Genomic DNA, 16338 nt, shown 5'->3' with positions numbered 1-16338 from the left:
ATGATGATGGCGCTGGACATGTTCGTCTTTGAAATTGGCACTTTGCCTTATCAAAAATTGCAACAGGGCTTGGAATGGCGCTTTGCGCAGGCGGAACGCTTTGGCGCGCGGCCAGCTTCGCAATTTATCGGCGTGGGTACGGAAAAGATCAGCCTGTCCGGTGCGCTCCATCCTGATCATGGCATTGGCAGATGGTCGGAAATTTCCACTATTCGCGACATGGCCGACGCGGGCGATGCCTATACGCTGACCAGCGGGGCGGGCGAAGTGATGGGCGATTTCTTCATCCGCAAGTTGGACATCAACCAAGACCTATTTTTCATCGACGGCGTGGCACGGCGCGGTGACTTCACGCTAGAGCTGGAGCGCGCAGCATGACCGGCGCAGCGGCCAATGGGCGCGAAGCCATGAAAATGCCCATCGCCATTTGGAAGGTGGTGCTGGACGGCAAAGACCTGACGGACACCATCGCGCCGCGCCTAATCTCCCTCTCCATTGCGGAAAAGCGGGGCGATGAAGCGGACCAGCTCGATCTGGTGATGCACGACACGGACGGCTTGCTCGACATCCCGCCCAAGGGCGCGGTGCTGAAGCTGCAAATGGGCTGGCGGCAGGGCAGTGACTTGCCGGTCGGATTGATCGACAAGGGCAGCTTCAAAGTGGATGAGGCGAATTGGCGCGGCCCGCCCGATCAAATCACCATCCGCGCGCGCTCGGTCGATATGGGCGATGGCTGGCGCGTACGGCGCCAGCGCAGCTTTGTGGGCGAAACGGTGGAGACTATCATCGGGGCGATTGCCACCGACAATGGCCTGACACCCAAGGTGGACGCCGCGTTGGGGGCCAAGATCATTCCTGCCTTGGGCAATGGCGCAAAGTCCGACGCGGCCTTGCTGCGCATGCTGGGCAAGCGGTTTGACGCGGTGGCCACGGTCAAGGAAGCAACGCTAATCTTCGCGCCGATTGGCAGCGGCAAGACGGCCAGCGGCAGCGACCTGCCATCCGAAACCATCGCCCGCCGCCAGACGATTGACGCCGATTACAGCCGTATCGACCAGAATGACCGCAGCGGCGTGACCGCCAGCTATCACGACGCCAAAACGGGCAAGCAGAAAACGGTCAAAGTCGTGGCGGGCGCACAGGGCAAGGACGGCAAAAAGGCAGGACGGCCCAAGAAGCTGCGCAAAGTCTATGCCAGCGAAGAAGCGGCCAAACAAGCCGTCGCCGCCGAAAACAGCCGCCTCGCCCGTGCCAAAGCCAAATGCTCCATCAAACTGGCCTATGGCCGCCCCGATATCTTCCCCGAACGCCCGATCATGCTGGAAGGGTTCAAGGCAGAAATTGATGCCAGCACATGGATAGTGGCCGAATGCACGCACAGCATGGACGGCAGCGGCGGTTTGCAGAGCAGCTTGGTGCTGGAAGCGACGGGGTGACGTGATTTCGATAATTTGAGTGGTTGGGTGCTGTTCGTTCTCTGTCTTTCCTATTCTTGAACGACGTGCGAATGCGAAAGGAGATTTGCTTTGCGAACTATTGTGAAAGCTATTCTGTTTTGTGGGACACCTCGCTATAGAACTCCGATGGGCTGCCAGTGCTGGCGAGTAGCCAAGACGATTGGGCATTTGTAGATTGACGGATTTTAAATTCAGAGCAGCGGATTTGTTCGCGGGTGCTGGCGGTTTTTCGCTGGCCGCTGTTCAATCAGGATTTGAAATAGCATTTGCAGTAGAGTTCGATACGCACGCAGCGACCACTTATCGGGACAATATAGCAACCCCAGAACGTAGCAAAAACGTTGTAGTTTATGACAAAGATATCACGTCGCTCAGCGCCGCAGGTCTCGCTCAAAAGCATTTCAATGGAAATGACTGTGACCTTTTGCTCGGTGGCCCTCCGTGCCAAGGGTTTTCGACGCATCGCATAAAAAATGCTGGGGTCGATGACCCACGAAACGCATTAATTCATGTCTATTTTGATTTCGTGCGTAACCTACAACCCAAAGTGTTTTTAATGGAAAACGTGCCTGGCATGCTCTGGCAGCGACACAAAAGCTATGTAGACGAATTCTACCGTCAGGCGGGCGATAGTGGCTACACGGTTTATGTGCCGCAGAAGCTTGATGCGCGCGACTATGGGATACCCCAACGGCGGCAGCGCGTGTTCATACTGGGTGTGCGCAACGACATTTCTACGGAAGGATTTGAATGGCCACCTAAGCCCAGCCATTGCTCGCCAGAGCTGGCTGAAAAAACTGGGTTGATGCCGTGGAACTCATGTGCGTCAGCGTTTTCCCCTGCTGAAAACAATGATGTGAATGATGTCCATATGAATCATGGACCGGAACTGGTCGAAGTTTTCTCTCGAACGCCGCCAAATGGTGGTAGCCGGCGTGATTCTGGGCGCGTGTTGCCTTGTCACGAAAAGCATCGAGGTCATCAAGATGTTTATGGGCGCATTGATCCAAGCCAGCCAGCTCCCACTATGACAGCCTCTTGCATTAATCCGTCCAAAGGACGGTTTGTGCATCCGGTCCTGAACCATGGGATTACAGCTCGGCAGGCCGCGCGAATACAAACATTTCCCGATGACTTCACCTTCACTGGTGGTTTGATCGCTGCTGGCAAGCAAATTGGTAATGCTGTGCCGGTGGACTTCGGGCAGGTATTGATTGAGCATATTAAAACATTATTAGGCCTTCGCATGTATTCGGACGAACAGGAAATTGTAGTGTCCTGTTCGTCCGCTCAATCTGCTGAGTTAGTCTGCGCATGAAAACAGTAAGTTTTAAAACGAGGGCTCGCACGGTCGATCACCTCGGTCGCGAGCAGATTGCTGACGTCCCGACAGCTATCTCGGAACTTTGGAAAAACGCATACGACGCTTACGCGCGAAAGGTGTCGCTGACGATTTTTGATGAAGATCCCATGATCGTTACCATCGCTGACGATGGGCATGGGATGAGTGTGGACGAGTTGATCGATCGCTGGCTGATAGTCGGCACGGAATCTAAGCTGTTCGGCGATGCCCGGTCCGATAAAGACCGCGACGGATTGGCACCGCGTACACGGCAAGGGCAAAAAGGGATAGGTCGGCTTTCCTCCGCCCATCTCGGACCCCTGATGCTGATGGTTTCTAAACGGCAGGATCAAAAGCTCGCGGCTGTTTTGATCGACTGGCGTTTGTTTGAAAACCCATTCCTCATTCTTTCAGACGTAGAGGTGCCAGTCGTTGAGCTTGATGATCTGTCAGAAATTGAACAATTTTTGCCTCTGATGGCGGAAGCCCTGCTCGAGAATATTCTGGGCTCTAGCCAAGATGACGAGCGGTCAAATAGACTACGGGCCGCTTGGGCTAGCTATGATCATGCCACGGCACAGGAAGTCAAAGATGCAGAAGCAGTTGCTCCGTCTCAAATCATCCTGTCAGGCTGCAGGTCGTTCAAATTAGATGGTCGGTATCTAGAGCCCTGGGGCGTTTGGTCTGGCTCCGTAAGCAAAGGCACGGTCATGGTCGTGTCTGGCGCGAATGAAGAATTTCGCTCTCTGTTGCCAGTAAACTCGGAGTTGGAGACCGCGAAATCAGATAAGAAACGATTTGTTACCACCTTGGGAGGGTTTGTTGATCCCCTCTACGATCCTGCGCGACCCGATATCAATGGCACTGCCGTCGATTTTGAATATGGTGTTTTTGTTGCATCAGATGAAAAGCTTATCTCCGTTGTTGGCACAGATAATGAATATAACAGGTCGTTCACGGATAGGATGGAGCATATCGTCGATGGGCGTATCGACGAATACGGAGTGTTTCGCGGACAAGTGAAATCTTTCGGGCAATGGCGTAAGGTTGGTGACGACTATGAAATAAGGCCGCCGAAGCAGTTTGTTCTGCCAACCTCTAAGGGGTCATTCCTAGGCCCCGTAGATGTGTACTTCGCAACATTTGAGCAAGAATTAAAAAATACCACGCACACGCCGCAAGAAATTGAATATTTGAGAACCCATAGCGCCCAATACGCTGGCTTGATGATTTATCGTAATGGGTTGCGGGTATTGCCCTATGGACGCGTGGACAATGATTTCTTTGAAATTGAATCTCGTAGATCTAAGAACGCTGGGCGGCACTATTGGAATGCTCGACGAATTTTTGGCCGTCTCGCAATCAGTCGAGAGAATAACCCAAATCTTAAAGATAAGGCGGGTCGAGAAGGGTTTATCGTAAATAAAGCCGCAAAGACGCTCAAGGAACTGATAATAAATATTCTGGAATCTGCGGCGGAGGATTATTTTGGCAGTCGGTCTGATGTACGAAAAGACACGATTGTGGATTTACAGCGTAATTATGTTGAAGCTCAGGCTAAGGCCGCTCAGGCAAAGTTAAGGCAAAAAAACCGTAAGTCATTCCGTAATAATCTTAAGGCCCGCCTCAGCAGCCTGCCTCTGGTTGCTGAAGAGGTTCGCGCTAGCATTTCATCAACCAGTATAGATGTTGCTGACGATATTGCAGTCGCGCAAGAGCGGCTGGAAGAAGCGCAGACGCGAATTGCTGAGATGCGTCTACCAGGAGCGCCATCGCCACTCGGCACGTTGGAAGATGATTATCGCGTATATCGTCGTTCCATGGCCGAGCTAAATCAACTCGTTTCGGACTTTGCTATCGATGTTGCAGCGGCGAGCGACCGAATTAATCCGCAGTCCTCTGCGGACATCGTTCTCAAGCAAATACAGCGTAATGAAGCTCAACTGACTTCGCGAACCAAAAAATGGGCGAAAGAAATTGGTTCGCTGCAAGATAGCGAGCGTGCTCGCATCGAAAGCCTTGTCGGGGAGCGTAATAAGCTATTCCGTGAAGAAACCGCGCATTTGATTGATCTTGCTGCTTCCGATCGTATCTCTGTCAGCGGGGCTTCTAAAGCGATCGGTGAGGCGAAAAGCCGGATCGATGCGGAGAATGAGCTTCTTTTCGAGAACTATAAATCTGCTCTCGAAAACATGCGGGATAGTATCGATATTCAGGCTGTCGCGATATTGAGCGGGGATGAAAATGCCGAGCTGCGTGGTGAAGTTGACCGTCTGAATGGACTTGCCCAGCTCGGCATCACGGTTGAGTTTCTGGATCATGAGCTGCATTCGCATGATGCGGTCATCAACAGTGGGCTCAAGCGTCTGCGGAACAAGCTGGCGCATGATGAGACTTTGGACCAGATTGAAACCGGATATCAGGGCCTCAAGCAAATCTTGGACTTCCTCGGCCCGCTAAGAATGGCTGGTCGTCCTCAGCCGAGGAACATGTCAGGCGAATATATATTTCAATATGTCGCGCAGTTTTTCGAGCGCGCAATCACTTCAAGTGAGATTGAATTTTCTGCGACCGAGGCGTTCAAGCGGTTCACCGTTTATGACCAGCCATCAAGATTGCTGCCGGTCTTTGTGAACCTTGTGAACAACAGCCTCTATTGGCTGGTAAATAGCCGTACGCCCGAACCGCGCATTATTTTCGATGTGCGGGATGGAGAAGTGGTTGTGGCCGATAACGGCCCTGGCGTTGACGAGATTGATGTGAAGCGGCTCTTCACGCTTCTATTTACGCGCAAAGTCGACGGCGGGCGCGGGGTGGGTTTGTATCTTTCGCAAGCCAATCTCGCCGCTGGTGGGCACACTATTAGGTATGAACAGGACGGTGATAAAAAACTGCTGTCCGGTGCAAATTTTGTTTTAAAGTTCCGGGGGGCAACTTTTGATGAGTGACGTGGCATTAGCTGAGCCGCAGGATGTTAGTTTTTCTGATTTGGTCAAGGAAGCGTTCATCGACCCGCTCCGGTCAGTATTGATCATTGACGACCAATATCCGACCTGGGAGCAAATTTTTGGAGATGAAGGTTACAATCCTTCCGAGGATGAAACTGCTAATGGCGAGGAAAGGCGCTGGATACATAAGGATGATATCTTAAAGGTTATTCGTCAATTTCGTCAGCTTTCACCTGCGCTAACAGTTGATATTCACGATGGAAAAAATAACCAGCAGATTGAAAGTTACCTGCATCAATCTGACCTACTGGTTCTGGATTATCAGATTAAGCCTGAGGTTGATGCGGGCGACAAGTGTGTTGAGATTATTCAACACCTGATGAACAATGAACAATTTAATTTGGTCGTCGTTCATACGATGATCGACGATTTGAGCATCCCGTTCTACAAAATATTGATGTCACTTCTTTCCCCGTTTGGGTTTGATGAGGGTAGCATCGCCGCCGGAGATGAGTATCTCGACGAGCGAGTTGCGGAAGATGGAAATGTCATAAATTCAGTTCAGGGCGCGATCTCGCTCGCGGCTTACGTGGCGTTTCGAGAGCATGATTTCGCTGGAGGTGAAGTTGATGGATTTGTGAAGGATGCCGTCGAACTTGATGCATTTCGGGCAATTTCAGACAATATAGGCTGGGACGAAGCCCAGCGGCTAGCCGTATTTCAGTGGGGTATGTCGCTCCATGATAATCGCGTAGGGGGCGATAAGAACAGTCCCAGAGATTTAAAGTGGCGATTACCTCAGGCTGAAGGGTCACCGTGGATTAGATCTAGTGGCGGCTTTGTTGCCTTTGCCGTTAAGGCGACTACCGATCTATTAAATGTAATTCAGGTGGCGATTGAAGACTGGAAGCCGTCGCCATCTCGTCTCATGTCGGCGCGCCTTCGAGCGGAGATTAGCAAAAAGGGCGTAGGAGCAGAAGACAATGCTCTCAGCGATAAATACGCTTATTGGCATTATTATCAGGAACTTCGGAGTCCACCGAAAGACACTGCCCCGGTCTCGATAAATAGTCATCGGCGAACGATGCTGGAAGGTCACGCTGCCCGCCATATTGAACGAATTTTTGATCAAATAAGTAGAAGATCTGTCGATTTTGGAGTGAGGGTGTTGGATGCTGATCCGGTTAGCGGCGGCAGGAACGCCGCAAGCTTTGCTGATCACTACGGCATCAAGATCAAAGACGATAATGGACGGAAGCGGGCACGCGCGCATTATAATGCCCATATATCAACAAAGCCGGTATCTGGTTGGCACTTGCAGCCGGGGCATATTTTCGAAGTTGAGAAAGCGCTTTGGATTTGTTTGTCGCCGTCCTGCGACCTAGTTCCTCTGCAAAAGTCTGAACTTGGTATGGAAAATTCATCGGCTGTTTCGATGATGCCCTTTTTAGCAGCTAGGCTTGATGAGAAGCCAGGATACAGATCCAAGGACTTTAAGTCGAACTCATTAATTTTTCTACGGCAAGACGGAGATGTCAAAGCCTACAGTCTGTTTCCTGGCGGTGATACAAACGCTTCACCGATTTGGCGATTGTTTACGGCGTCTGATCATGGGAAATTCATTGTAACCGACGGGTATGTGAATAGTTTTAAGGTTCATCACATGCGCGGAGATGCTGACGGATTTAGGGTGCATTCTGTCGATGCACGCATCGTCGGTCAGCTAAGGTATGAGTACGCGCTGAATTTGATGCAGAAGCTAGGAGCTGCACTTATTAGAGTTGGCCTGGATTTTTCGTCCCCCAGATCATAGCCATATAAGTGCCGGGATCACGCTTTCTCATTGTTTGGAGTTTTTGTAGGCTGCGCGAAGTAGCTGGTAAGTCACACGTGGCATCAGAATAGTTGTAAGGGGCCTGCTAACGCTTCTGCTAGCAGGTCCTACTTGCCACCGTTAGCAATGTCCGCGTAAAATTGTTCTTGGGAATGACGGAACTCTGTAAGGATTTCGTCGGAGATGGTGCTCATCTTATCGAAGGTGGCATAGAGTAGAGCCTCGTTTTCGAATTCAAGTTCGAACATTATTCGCAATGCATCCGCACAGAATAGGCTAAGGCTAGCGAGATCGTTCATGATCCTAGCTGCATGGGCCCTTGCAAGAATTAACGCTTCAGAAGGATCGCGTGTTGCGCGATCGTACATTAAGTCAAGGGCCATTTGGTCAGCATGGAGTAAGTGGCTAGCCATTCCATAGTAATGGAGGAGACCTGAAATTAATTCCAGGTTTTTGCCTGAAATACGCTTTTTGCTCAACGTGTCGATTATCTGAGTAAAAGACCATTTTTGCTCGAGTCTTTTTCTTTCGGCTTTATTGCCCTTGGGCAGGGTACGGAAAATTTGGGGATCTTCCAGGGCGGAAAAGATCGGGTCATCGTTTCCATTTTTAAGCTTCATCACTTTACCAGCTAACCCGGCTTTAATAGCTCGTCGACGGTCTCCGATGGCTCCCAGGTCGGTCCAAAACTCCTGCAACAGTTCCTTTCTTTCGATCTCGTCCGAAAAGCAAAGTAGAGCTATGCGTACAGAAACTTCATAATAAGAACGTAAAATTATCTCGGCATCCCAACTGTAGCCCCAGCTGAGTAAGAAGTTCACTGACTGCCCACGTTCACCCATGTAGAAAAATAGGTTCCGTAGGGTACTGTCCGCTTCACTGGGCGTGTTCGCTCGACGCTCGAATAAACCTTCTATTTCGTCGCGAATGAGCGTGAGCACTGAAAGGGTCTCCTCTTGGAGGATAGACAACTTTAAGTTAGCATCGATATGCGGTTGATTGGGGTCGTCGGTCAAAGCACCACCTCACGCGTAGGGCGTTTGATTTTCAGGATAGATTATATCTTGCGAACAATCGCCACCACACGGCCAATTAAGCTGAGTTCGCCGTCATAGGCGATCTCGTCGGATACGGACGGATTGTCGCTTAGGATCTTTACGCCGCCGTCTGGCATTTGGCGCAGGCGTTTGATCATGCCGCAGCCGGCATAGGCCGCGACCCAGATTTTGTCGGCCATGTTTAAGTTTCGCTGAGAGCAGTCGATCAGCATCAGGTCACTGTCTAGCAATGTCGGGAACATGGAATCGCCAGCCCCTTGGGCAAATAGTAATTGGTCAGGATCTGCGCGGGTGTATTGCTTAATCCAGTCCTCGGAAAAGTGACGAATTGTCTCGGTGACTGGGATGTCGAGATAGGTTGAGCCCATGCCGAATGAGAGGTCGATTTCTCGCACAGGTACTAGGCCGAGTTCTGCCGCTACCGCTGCGGTTGAGGGTAGGGGAACGTAGCCTTCACTCGGATCGTCAGTTTCACCCAAGATATAGGCCGGCGTGGTTTGCAGTGCCTTTGCAATCTCGAGGACATGCTTGGAGCCCTGAGCGCCTTTGTTGATAAGGTGATTTATGCTTGGCTGCTTAATCCCAACCTGACGTGCCAGTTCGGCCTGAGACATTCCCAATTCTTCAAGGCGCGTGGCTATACGAATTCCAAGTTTCATGAAGCTACCCTATAGAACTGGCTATAGGTGGGTAGTTAGATTTGTCTATTGACGATGTTATAGATGCGTCTATAGGTGCGTCTATGACCAACGAACCCACTCCCTATGAAGCTCTCGTGGCCTGCGAACGTTCCGCTGGCAGTCAGAGCGCTCTTGCTCGCGCGCTAGGTGTCGCTCAGCCGACCGTTTGGCGCTGGTTGCAATCGTCGCGGAAAATGCCGGCGCAATATGTGCTGAAGGCCGAGGCTTTATATGGCGTGTCGCGCCACGCTTTGCGCCCCGATATTTACCCGCGAGAGATTGAACTGGCACCATCACCCTCCGCTGTTGGTGAACCCTATTATGAATGTGGCCCTATCCTATCGGTCCGCGCACAGGCCCGACACGGCAATCGGTCGGATATTCTCGCCAGCGGCGGTGCGGCATGACGATTGTTCGTGGGCCTGCAACCTTTGAACGCGCGCTGTCGGTCATTGCGGATCGGTTGGGCTGGGATGGCTGCGCCGATGTGCTGGCGAAATCAGAATCGCACATCCGTAAAATGGGCACGCCGGATACGGACCGCGAATTGTCGATGCGCGATGCCGTGCGGCTGGATGCGGCTTATCGGCGGGCAGGGGGCGAGGGTGCGCCTTTGCTGGAATGCTATGCGCTGAAACTGGATTTGCAGGTGACCGGCGAAGCCCCCAGTGCGGACACGATGCTGAACGGTGCGCAGGCGGTCGCGAAGGAAAGCGGCGAAGCCGTTGCCGCCATCATTTCATTGGCCCGCAACCTCCACGATCCGAAATCGCAAGCCGATGCGCTGCGCGAGACGGAAGAAGCCATCACCCATCTTACGCGGATCGCCACGAAAATCGGCACCTCCATCGCTCAAGGAAATCACCGCTCATGAACATGCATACGGGAACCATTATGTCGCAACCCAGCAACCCTGCGGTGCCGTTCAGCGCCGCCGTCACGCGCCCTTATGGCAAAGCGCCAGCCGTCAATTGCCCCGCTTGCGGTGCCAAGGCGCTGACGCGCAGCAGCGAGGAAATCACGCCGACCTTCCGCCGCCTCTATCTGGCTTGCACACAGCTGCGCTGCGCGATGACCTTCACGGCCAGTCTGGCCTTTGAACATGTGCTGTCGCCCAGCGGCGTCAGCGCCGAATTTCGTCCCGCCCGCATCAAGGAAAGCAAAGCCCCTGGTCATGACTTTGGCCAGATGTCGATGCTCGATCTGCTGCCGCCCAGCATTGAAAATTAAGGGAGAATATCATGCGCCGACTTTTGAATTTCTTCTCCAGCAACGAAATCGCCGCGAACCACACTGCCGACCGCGTTGAGGAAGTCTTTGCCACATTGACCATCATGGAAACGCTGAAGGCGATGGCGATTGCCGCGACATGCCTGACGCTGGTCCCCGTTGTGCTGTTGATCATGTCAGCGCCGGATATGGGGGCATGATCATGGGCGCTAAATCAAGCTGGGCCAATGTGCGCCGCGCATCCGCTGCTCCGTCCGTTCGTTGCAGCTGCGAATGCTGCCACACCGCACGCCGCCGTGAACATATGCAAGCGGCTTGCATCTCCACCGCCGCATCGCTGGTCGCCGTCATCGTCGCCAGCCTGATCTACGGTGCAGGAAAGGCCTTGTTATGACCACACTCCATCGCATCACCCAAGCCAATGTCTCGCGCGCGATCAAGGCGGTGCAGGCTTTGGGGTTGGACGTGGTGAAAACCGAAATCGCCCCCGATGGCACCATCCGACTGACGCATAGCGAAGCGGCGCAGGTGCAAGATAGCTGGACCAGCTGGAAGGCAAGCCGCAATGAGAATTAAACTAAAGGGGCTGAACCGCGTAAAGGCCAAATTGACCGATGGCTCGACCGTCACATATTATTATGCGTGGAAAGGCGGCCCTCGGTTGGATGGCAAGCCTGGTTCGCCGGAATTTATGGCGAGCTATAACCGCGCGGTCGAAGATCGTCGCGGCCGCCACCGCAAAGAAACGGTGCGCTGGGTAATCGAAGATTATCTGGATTCCGCAGACTTTAAGGCGTTGGCCGAGCGAAGCCGCAAAGATTATGCGGTCCATGCGCGCCATATCGATGCGGAATTTGGCGACATGCCGATCAAATTGCTGGCCGATCGCCGTGCGCGCGGGGAGTTTCTCGCGTGGCGGGATCGGATGGCGATTAAGTCGCGCCGCAGCGCGGATTATCGCTTCGCGGTGTTGGCGCGCATCATGTCATGGGGTTTCAATCGTGGCCTTGTGCCATGCAACCCGTGCGAGCGTCCCGGAAAACTATATCGTGCAAGCCGCAAAGATAAGATCTGGCAGGCCGAAGATGAGGCCGCTTTTTACGACAAAGCGCCGGCGCATCTGCATCTGGCGCTGACCTTGGCTTTGTGGACCGGCCAACGCAAAGGCGACCTGCTGTCGCTGACTTGGGCGAATTATGACGGAAAGCATATTCGGCTAACCCAGCACAAGACGGGCAAGCGTGTGATCGTCCCCGTGGGCGCGCCGTTGCGCAGAGCCTTGGAAGAACAGCGAGAACGCAACCATGCGGATCAGGCAGCGGGCCGATCCCATCATATCTTGCTGACCAGCTTGGGTACGCCGTGGACCATCTATGGCTTTAACACTTCATGGAAACGTGCCTGCGCTGCGGCTGGTGTGATTGGTCTGACATTTCATGATTTGCGTGGAACGGCTGTAACGCGCTTGGCTATCGCAGAATGCACGGAAGCAGAGATTGCGACGATCACGGGGCATAGCCTGAAAGACGTCGGAAGCATCTTGGATGCGCATTATCTGCACAGAGATTCGCGACTGGCCGATAGCGCGATCCGAAAGCTGGAGCGGAGCCAAGAAACTCCCAAATAAGCTCCCAAACGCGGTTTGAAACTCATCAATTTTTCAGAAAAAACGATTATAAATCAATGGTGCCGGCTACAAGATTCGAACTCGTGACCCCCTGATTACAAATCAGGTGCTCTACCAACTGAGCTAAGCCGGCTCTTCGAGACGCCTTTGCTTTAAATTATGCCAAAGGTCCAGCCCTCTTGTGCAGCAATTTCATTTGTCAGCGGGGCCGGGGACCAATATTGTTCGTTTTCCGCCATTTTTCGCATCCACGCGGCGGTTAAAATTGCATCACTTTGATGGTCGGTTAGTGCTCCGATATGCTTCACTGCGGGGCTGCCGAGATTCGAGAGGGCCTGTTGCAGCAAGCCGATGTCGCGAATTTTACTGCGGCCTTTGGGTAATAGGGCGGCGCGGGCCGCGAGGCTGGTGTAGATTTCAACCAACATGGGGCCGGATGCCGGCATGGGGTCGAGCGGCCATAGCGGGATGTGCGGGTGAATATGGTGCAAAACGCGCATACCGCTCAGGCTGGCTTTGCCCACCTGCGCGGCGCCGACAAGGTTGAAACTGCTGACGCTGGCGGCTTGTCCGGTGGCGCGTTGATGATGTTCGACGCGGCGCAGACGTCCGCCGCCTTGACCGAACAAATCGCCAACCACGCCGCCGCCATGGCGGAAATGACGATGAGCATCGGGATGAGCGAGAAAGGATGCGGCGGAGAGGTCCGCATCGGATTGGCACATGCTATCCACCATCGCCCACAGGTTGCGGATACCCCGCGGGCTAGCGTCCCACTGCGGGAAATAGGCCCCTTGATCAAGGAAGGCGAAACCGGAAGAAAAATCAAAACCGATCAGCATGTTGGCTTGTTGATTGCATTGCTGGAACAGCCAATCCAACACCTCTTGCCGCGACCAGATATGGCTGGGCCGAAGGAGAGTGGGGGCAGCTGCGCCGCTGGCAACGGCCAGCGCGATACCCTTGTGCCGTGTGCCGCGCGCGCCGGACCAGTCGATGGCGACGAAATGATCAAATCTGCGTGTCAGCAACAGGAAATTCCCAATCAATATTATGTGAAAACCAAATTAGGACAGAAGGGGACAGAATATAAGCGCATTCATGAAGGGTTGATGCTTGCACAACGCGAGGGCGTTCCCCACATGCAGCCTATGCTGATTGAAACCGAATCAACGCCCAATCCGGCGACTCTGAAATTCCTGCCTGGCCGTCTGGTGATGGAAAGCGGAACCCGTGACTTTGCCAGCGACGAAGATGCCGAAGCATCGCCGCTGGCGCAGGCCTTGTTTACGCTGGGCGATGTCACAGGCGTGTTTTTCGGACGGGATTTTGTGTCCGTCACCATTGCTCCCGGTGCGGAATGGTCAGACAATAAGCCAGATGTGCTGGGCATCATCATGGACCATTTCATGGGCAATTTGCCGCTGTTTAATGCGGCGAGTGCGGCTGGGTTTACGGTTCCTGCGGACAGCGAGGATGCTTTTGTCGATGATCCTGCGGATGCGGATATTGTCGAACAGATTAAGGAATTGATCGAAACCCGTGTGCGTCCCGCCGTGGCCAATGACGGCGGCGACATCGTGTATCGCGGGTTTGACAAAGGCAATGTCTATTTGAAATTGCAGGGTGCCTGTGCGGGCTGCCCATCATCGTCCGCCACGTTGAAAAATGGCATTGAATCGCTGCTGAAACATTATGTTCCAGAAGTGACAGCGGTGCACGCCGTTTAACGCCGACATTTCACCAAATCCGATCCATTACCCCATAAAAGAGGACGAAGTTTATGAGCCAGCCTTTATCCGATGCCGCATTGGACCAATTGTTTCGCACGGCGCGTACGTTCAATGGATATTTGGATAAGCCGGTTTCAGACGATCAGCTTCAGGCCATTTGGGATGTGATGAAATATGGTCCGACCAGCGCAAATGCCTTGCCTGCTCGTATCATTTGGGTGCGGTCCGCCGAAGCCAAGGACAAGCTGGCGGGGCTGTCGTCGCCGGGCAATGCGGACAAAATCCGCCAAGCGCCTGTCACCGCCATCATTGGCATGGACGAACAATTTTACGACCATTTGCCCGATTTATTCCCACATGCCGACGCACGCAGCTGGTTTGTGGGCAATGAAGATTTGGCCAAGACGACTGCGTTTCGGAACAGCAGCTTGCAAGGCGCTTATTTGATTTTGGCGGCGCGGGCTTTGGGGCTGGATACAGGCCCGATGTCCGGCTTTGATAATGCGGCTGTGGATGCGGCCTTTTTTGGCGACACGCCCCATGTGAAAAGCAATTTCATCACCACCCTTGGTTATGGTGATGTATCCACCATTTTTGACCGCAGTCCGCGTCCGGATTTTGGGCGTTTTAACACTGTAATTTGATCGAGCGAGCCGCGCTTTTTATGTCCATATTGATTTTGGATTCTGCAACCGAAGCCTGCACGGTCGCGGTGACCGACGGGGCGGTGGTGACGGACCATCGCCACGCGGTGATTGGGCGCGGCCATGCGGAACGCTTGGTTCCGTTGATTGCGGAATTGCCAAATGGGGGGCGTGCGGACCAGATTTGGGTCGGTTGCGGCCCTGGCAGCTTTGCGGGTGTGCGCATTGGTGTTGCGGCAGGGCGGGCATTGGCGCTGGGTTGGAACGTTCCGGTGCGCGGATTTAGCACGATGGCGTTGGTCGCGGCCAGTGCGGCATCCGATATTCGCGTCGCTGGCGGCGGATTGGTGGTGATGGAAGGTGGTCATGGCCAATGGTTTGTTCAGCCATTTGGTCCGGATTTAATGCCCCAAGCCGATGTGCGGTCGTTGTTGCCGCAAGATGCGATCCGCGAATCGATGGATTTGGTGATTGGGAATCGCGCCGAACCCTTTGTGGCGCTGTGCGGGTCGGGCCGAGCCATGGCTGTGTTGCCGGACGCGCGATCGGCGATCAATATTCCTGATAGTCTGTTTTTCGATGACGTGACGCCTATTTATGGCCGCGCTCCGGATGCCAAATCCATGGCAGAGGTCGCCGCCGCGCGGCAGGAGAAGCTGGACCAATCGGCGGCGCAGGGTCGCGCATGACTGTCGCGGCGCAAGTGATGGTCGGATATGCCCCCGATGTGCCCGCGATCATGCGCGTCATGGATGCGGCATTTGATCCCATTTATGGTGAAGCATGGAGCGGGGCCCAGTTGATGACCCTGTTCGCTTTGCCGGGGTCGCGGGTCGCTTATGCCCATGTAGATAAGGAAATCTGCGGATTTTACGCTGCACGGGTGGCGGGACCGGAAACAGAATTGCTGTTAATCGCAGTTCATCCCCAGCATAGATCATCGGGTATTGGCCGTTTGTTAATGGGCGATTGGCAAGCATGGGCCAATAGCAAAGGTGTCGAAGACTATTTTCTGGAAATGCGCGCGGATAACCCCGCCATTTCTATGTATAATGCAGCGGGATTTTTTGAATGTGGACGCCGTCCATCCTATTATTCAGGCGGGGATGGTATAAAGCGCGATGCCATTACCATGCGCCGTAATATTTCTGTATCTGAATAGCTAATAAAGGCGTTGCTTCAAAAACTAATTGATGCCATGCGTTTTGGCGAGCGCAATTGCTTGCTCCAATAACAAACTCGCTTCCCTGGGTTATCTTATATTAGGAAAATATTATGTCTGCACAGGCCGACAGCAACGATCTGCTTGTCACCTTGACCGCGGATATTGTCGCAGCGCATGTCAGCAACAACAGTGTGGCAATCTCCGACCTGTCCGTTTTGATTAACAATGTCCATATGGCCTTGACGGGTCTGGGCAGTGAGCCAGTCGAAGAAGAAAAACTGGTTCCTGCGGTGTCCATTCGTTCGTCGGTAAAGCCGGATTATATCATTTGTCTGGAAGATGGTAAGAAGCTGAAAATGCTGCGCCGCCATTTGATGACGCATTATGATATGACCCCGGATGACTATCGCGCCAAATGGGGTCTGCCCGCGGATTATCCGATGGTTGCACCAAGCTATGCTGAGAAACGCCGTGCATTGGCCAAGGAAATTGGTTTGGGCACAAAGGGCCGTGGTGGTGGGCGCAAGCGCCGCGAAGCATAAGCTTCCCCCACAATCCAACCAAATAAGGGCGTCACCAATGGGGGGCGCCCTTGTTCTATGGGCGAAGCGCGCCTATAG

General features: G+C 53.4%; 20 protein-coding genes and 1 tRNA gene. 17 read left to right on the top strand and 4 right to left on the bottom strand.

Annotation, left to right across the window (positions count from 1 at the left end; genetic code table 11):
* The 5 genes from LKO31_RS09740 to LKO31_RS09720 all read left to right on the top strand — a co-directional run bounded on the left by LKO31_RS09740 (position 1) and on the right by LKO31_RS09720 (position 7560).
* The gene (locus LKO31_RS09740) at positions 1 to 378 is read left to right on the top strand and encodes a phage tail protein (RefSeq protein WP_227690227.1); all 378 of its coding nucleotides are present in this window, start codon (positions 1 to 3) and stop codon (positions 376 to 378) included.
* Positions 375 to 1436: a contractile injection system protein, VgrG/Pvc8 family gene (locus LKO31_RS09735; RefSeq protein ID WP_227690225.1), complete on the top strand. Its 1062-nt coding sequence runs from the start codon at positions 375 to 377 to the stop codon at positions 1434 to 1436. The genes LKO31_RS09740 and LKO31_RS09735 overlap by 4 nt, the downstream gene beginning before the upstream one ends.
* A gap of 196 nt (positions 1437 to 1632) precedes the next feature.
* The gene (locus tag LKO31_RS09730; protein ID WP_227690223.1) at positions 1633 to 2775 is read left to right on the top strand and encodes a DNA cytosine methyltransferase; all 1143 of its coding nucleotides are present in this window, start codon (positions 1633 to 1635) and stop codon (positions 2773 to 2775) included.
* The gene (locus LKO31_RS09725; protein WP_227690221.1) at positions 2772 to 5747 is read left to right on the top strand and encodes an ATP-binding protein; all 2976 of its coding nucleotides are present in this window, start codon (positions 2772 to 2774) and stop codon (positions 5745 to 5747) included. Before LKO31_RS09730 ends, LKO31_RS09725 begins: the two co-directional genes overlap by 4 nt.
* Positions 5740 to 7560, top strand: coding sequence for a response regulator receiver domain (locus LKO31_RS09720; protein ID WP_227690219.1), 1821 nt, complete (start codon positions 5740 to 5742; stop codon positions 7558 to 7560). The genes LKO31_RS09725 and LKO31_RS09720 overlap by 8 nt, the downstream gene beginning before the upstream one ends.
* A gap of 128 nt (positions 7561 to 7688) precedes the next feature.
* Here LKO31_RS09720 and LKO31_RS09715 read toward each other — a convergent pair whose 3' ends face one another.
* Both LKO31_RS09715 and LKO31_RS09710 read right to left on the bottom strand, forming a co-directional pair.
* Positions 7689 to 8597: a DUF5677 domain-containing protein gene (locus LKO31_RS09715; protein WP_227690216.1), complete on the bottom strand. Its 909-nt coding sequence runs from the start codon at positions 8595 to 8597 to the stop codon at positions 7689 to 7691.
* Between the two features lie 41 nt (positions 8598 to 8638).
* Complete coding sequence (locus LKO31_RS09710) at positions 8639 to 9298, bottom strand: XRE family transcriptional regulator (RefSeq protein ID WP_227690214.1); 660 nt, start codon at positions 9296 to 9298, stop codon at positions 8639 to 8641.
* Positions 9299 to 9381: 83 nt separating this feature from the next.
* Between LKO31_RS09710 and LKO31_RS09705 the strand changes: the two genes are divergently transcribed.
* The 7 genes from LKO31_RS09705 to LKO31_RS09675 are packed head-to-tail and all read left to right on the top strand — an operon-like array spanning position 9382 to position 12176.
* Complete coding sequence (locus LKO31_RS09705) at positions 9382 to 9726, top strand: transcriptional regulator (RefSeq protein WP_227690212.1); 345 nt, start codon at positions 9382 to 9384, stop codon at positions 9724 to 9726.
* Positions 9723 to 10193, top strand: a complete 471-nt coding sequence (locus LKO31_RS09700; protein ID WP_227690209.1) for a hypothetical protein — start codon at positions 9723 to 9725, stop codon at positions 10191 to 10193. The genes LKO31_RS09705 and LKO31_RS09700 overlap by 4 nt, the downstream gene beginning before the upstream one ends.
* Positions 10190 to 10549, top strand: a complete 360-nt coding sequence (locus LKO31_RS09695) for an ogr/Delta-like zinc finger family protein (RefSeq protein ID WP_227690206.1) — start codon at positions 10190 to 10192, stop codon at positions 10547 to 10549. The genes LKO31_RS09700 and LKO31_RS09695 overlap by 4 nt, the downstream gene beginning before the upstream one ends.
* A gap of 11 nt (positions 10550 to 10560) precedes the next feature.
* Positions 10561 to 10749, top strand: coding sequence for a hypothetical protein (locus LKO31_RS09690; RefSeq protein WP_227690204.1), 189 nt, complete (start codon positions 10561 to 10563; stop codon positions 10747 to 10749).
* Positions 10750 to 10751: 2 nt separating this feature from the next.
* Positions 10752 to 10943 carry a hypothetical protein gene (locus LKO31_RS09685; protein ID WP_227690201.1) on the top strand — a complete coding sequence of 64 codons (192 nt, stop codon included), beginning with the start codon at positions 10752 to 10754 and terminating at the stop codon, positions 10941 to 10943.
* Complete coding sequence (locus tag LKO31_RS09680) at positions 10940 to 11125, top strand: hypothetical protein (protein WP_227690199.1); 186 nt, start codon at positions 10940 to 10942, stop codon at positions 11123 to 11125. Before LKO31_RS09685 ends, LKO31_RS09680 begins: the two co-directional genes overlap by 4 nt.
* Entirely contained in the window at positions 11115 to 12176 is a 1062-nt protein-coding gene (locus LKO31_RS09675; protein WP_227690197.1) for a tyrosine-type recombinase/integrase, read from the top strand. The genes LKO31_RS09680 and LKO31_RS09675 overlap by 11 nt, the downstream gene beginning before the upstream one ends.
* Positions 12177 to 12233: 57 nt before the next feature.
* Here LKO31_RS09675 and LKO31_RS09670 read toward each other — a convergent pair.
* Together LKO31_RS09670 and LKO31_RS09665 are read right to left on the bottom strand one after the other, a co-directional pair.
* Positions 12234 to 12309, bottom strand: a tRNA-Thr gene (locus tag LKO31_RS09670).
* Positions 12310 to 12328: 19 nt separating this feature from the next.
* On the bottom strand, positions 12329 to 13207 hold the full coding sequence (locus LKO31_RS09665; protein WP_227690195.1) for a hypothetical protein: 879 nt from the start codon (positions 13205 to 13207) through the stop codon (positions 12329 to 12331).
* A 120-nt stretch (positions 13208 to 13327) separates the two neighbouring features.
* Here LKO31_RS09665 and LKO31_RS09660 point away from each other — a divergent pair, with 120 nt between their 5' ends.
* From LKO31_RS09660 to LKO31_RS09640, 5 genes are all read left to right on the top strand, one after another.
* The gene (locus LKO31_RS09660) at positions 13328 to 13906 is read left to right on the top strand and encodes a NifU family protein (RefSeq protein ID WP_227690604.1); all 579 of its coding nucleotides are present in this window, start codon (positions 13328 to 13330) and stop codon (positions 13904 to 13906) included.
* A 53-nt stretch (positions 13907 to 13959) separates the two neighbouring features.
* Positions 13960 to 14553, top strand: a complete 594-nt coding sequence (locus tag LKO31_RS09655; protein WP_227690193.1) for a malonic semialdehyde reductase — start codon at positions 13960 to 13962, stop codon at positions 14551 to 14553.
* Between the two features lie 20 nt (positions 14554 to 14573).
* Positions 14574 to 15242 carry a tRNA (adenosine(37)-N6)-threonylcarbamoyltransferase complex dimerization subunit type 1 TsaB gene (gene tsaB, locus LKO31_RS09650; protein ID WP_227690191.1) on the top strand — a complete coding sequence of 223 codons (669 nt, stop codon included), beginning with the start codon at positions 14574 to 14576 and terminating at the stop codon, positions 15240 to 15242.
* The gene (locus LKO31_RS09645; RefSeq protein ID WP_227690189.1) at positions 15239 to 15715 is read left to right on the top strand and encodes a GNAT family N-acetyltransferase; all 477 of its coding nucleotides are present in this window, start codon (positions 15239 to 15241) and stop codon (positions 15713 to 15715) included. The genes tsaB and LKO31_RS09645 overlap by 4 nt, the downstream gene beginning before the upstream one ends.
* 113 nt (positions 15716 to 15828) lie before the next feature.
* Positions 15829 to 16260, top strand: coding sequence for a MucR family transcriptional regulator (locus LKO31_RS09640; RefSeq protein ID WP_227690187.1), 432 nt, complete (start codon positions 15829 to 15831; stop codon positions 16258 to 16260).
* Positions 16261 to 16338: the final 78 nt, after the last annotated feature.

Origin of the sequence: Sphingopyxis yananensis (genome assembly GCF_020687785.1) — a bacterium.
Lineage (GTDB): Bacteria > Pseudomonadota > Alphaproteobacteria > Sphingomonadales > Sphingomonadaceae > Sphingopyxis > Sphingopyxis yananensis.
The sequence above is the reverse complement of the archived record's forward strand: the minus strand, read 5'-3'. Positions and strand labels throughout refer to the sequence as shown.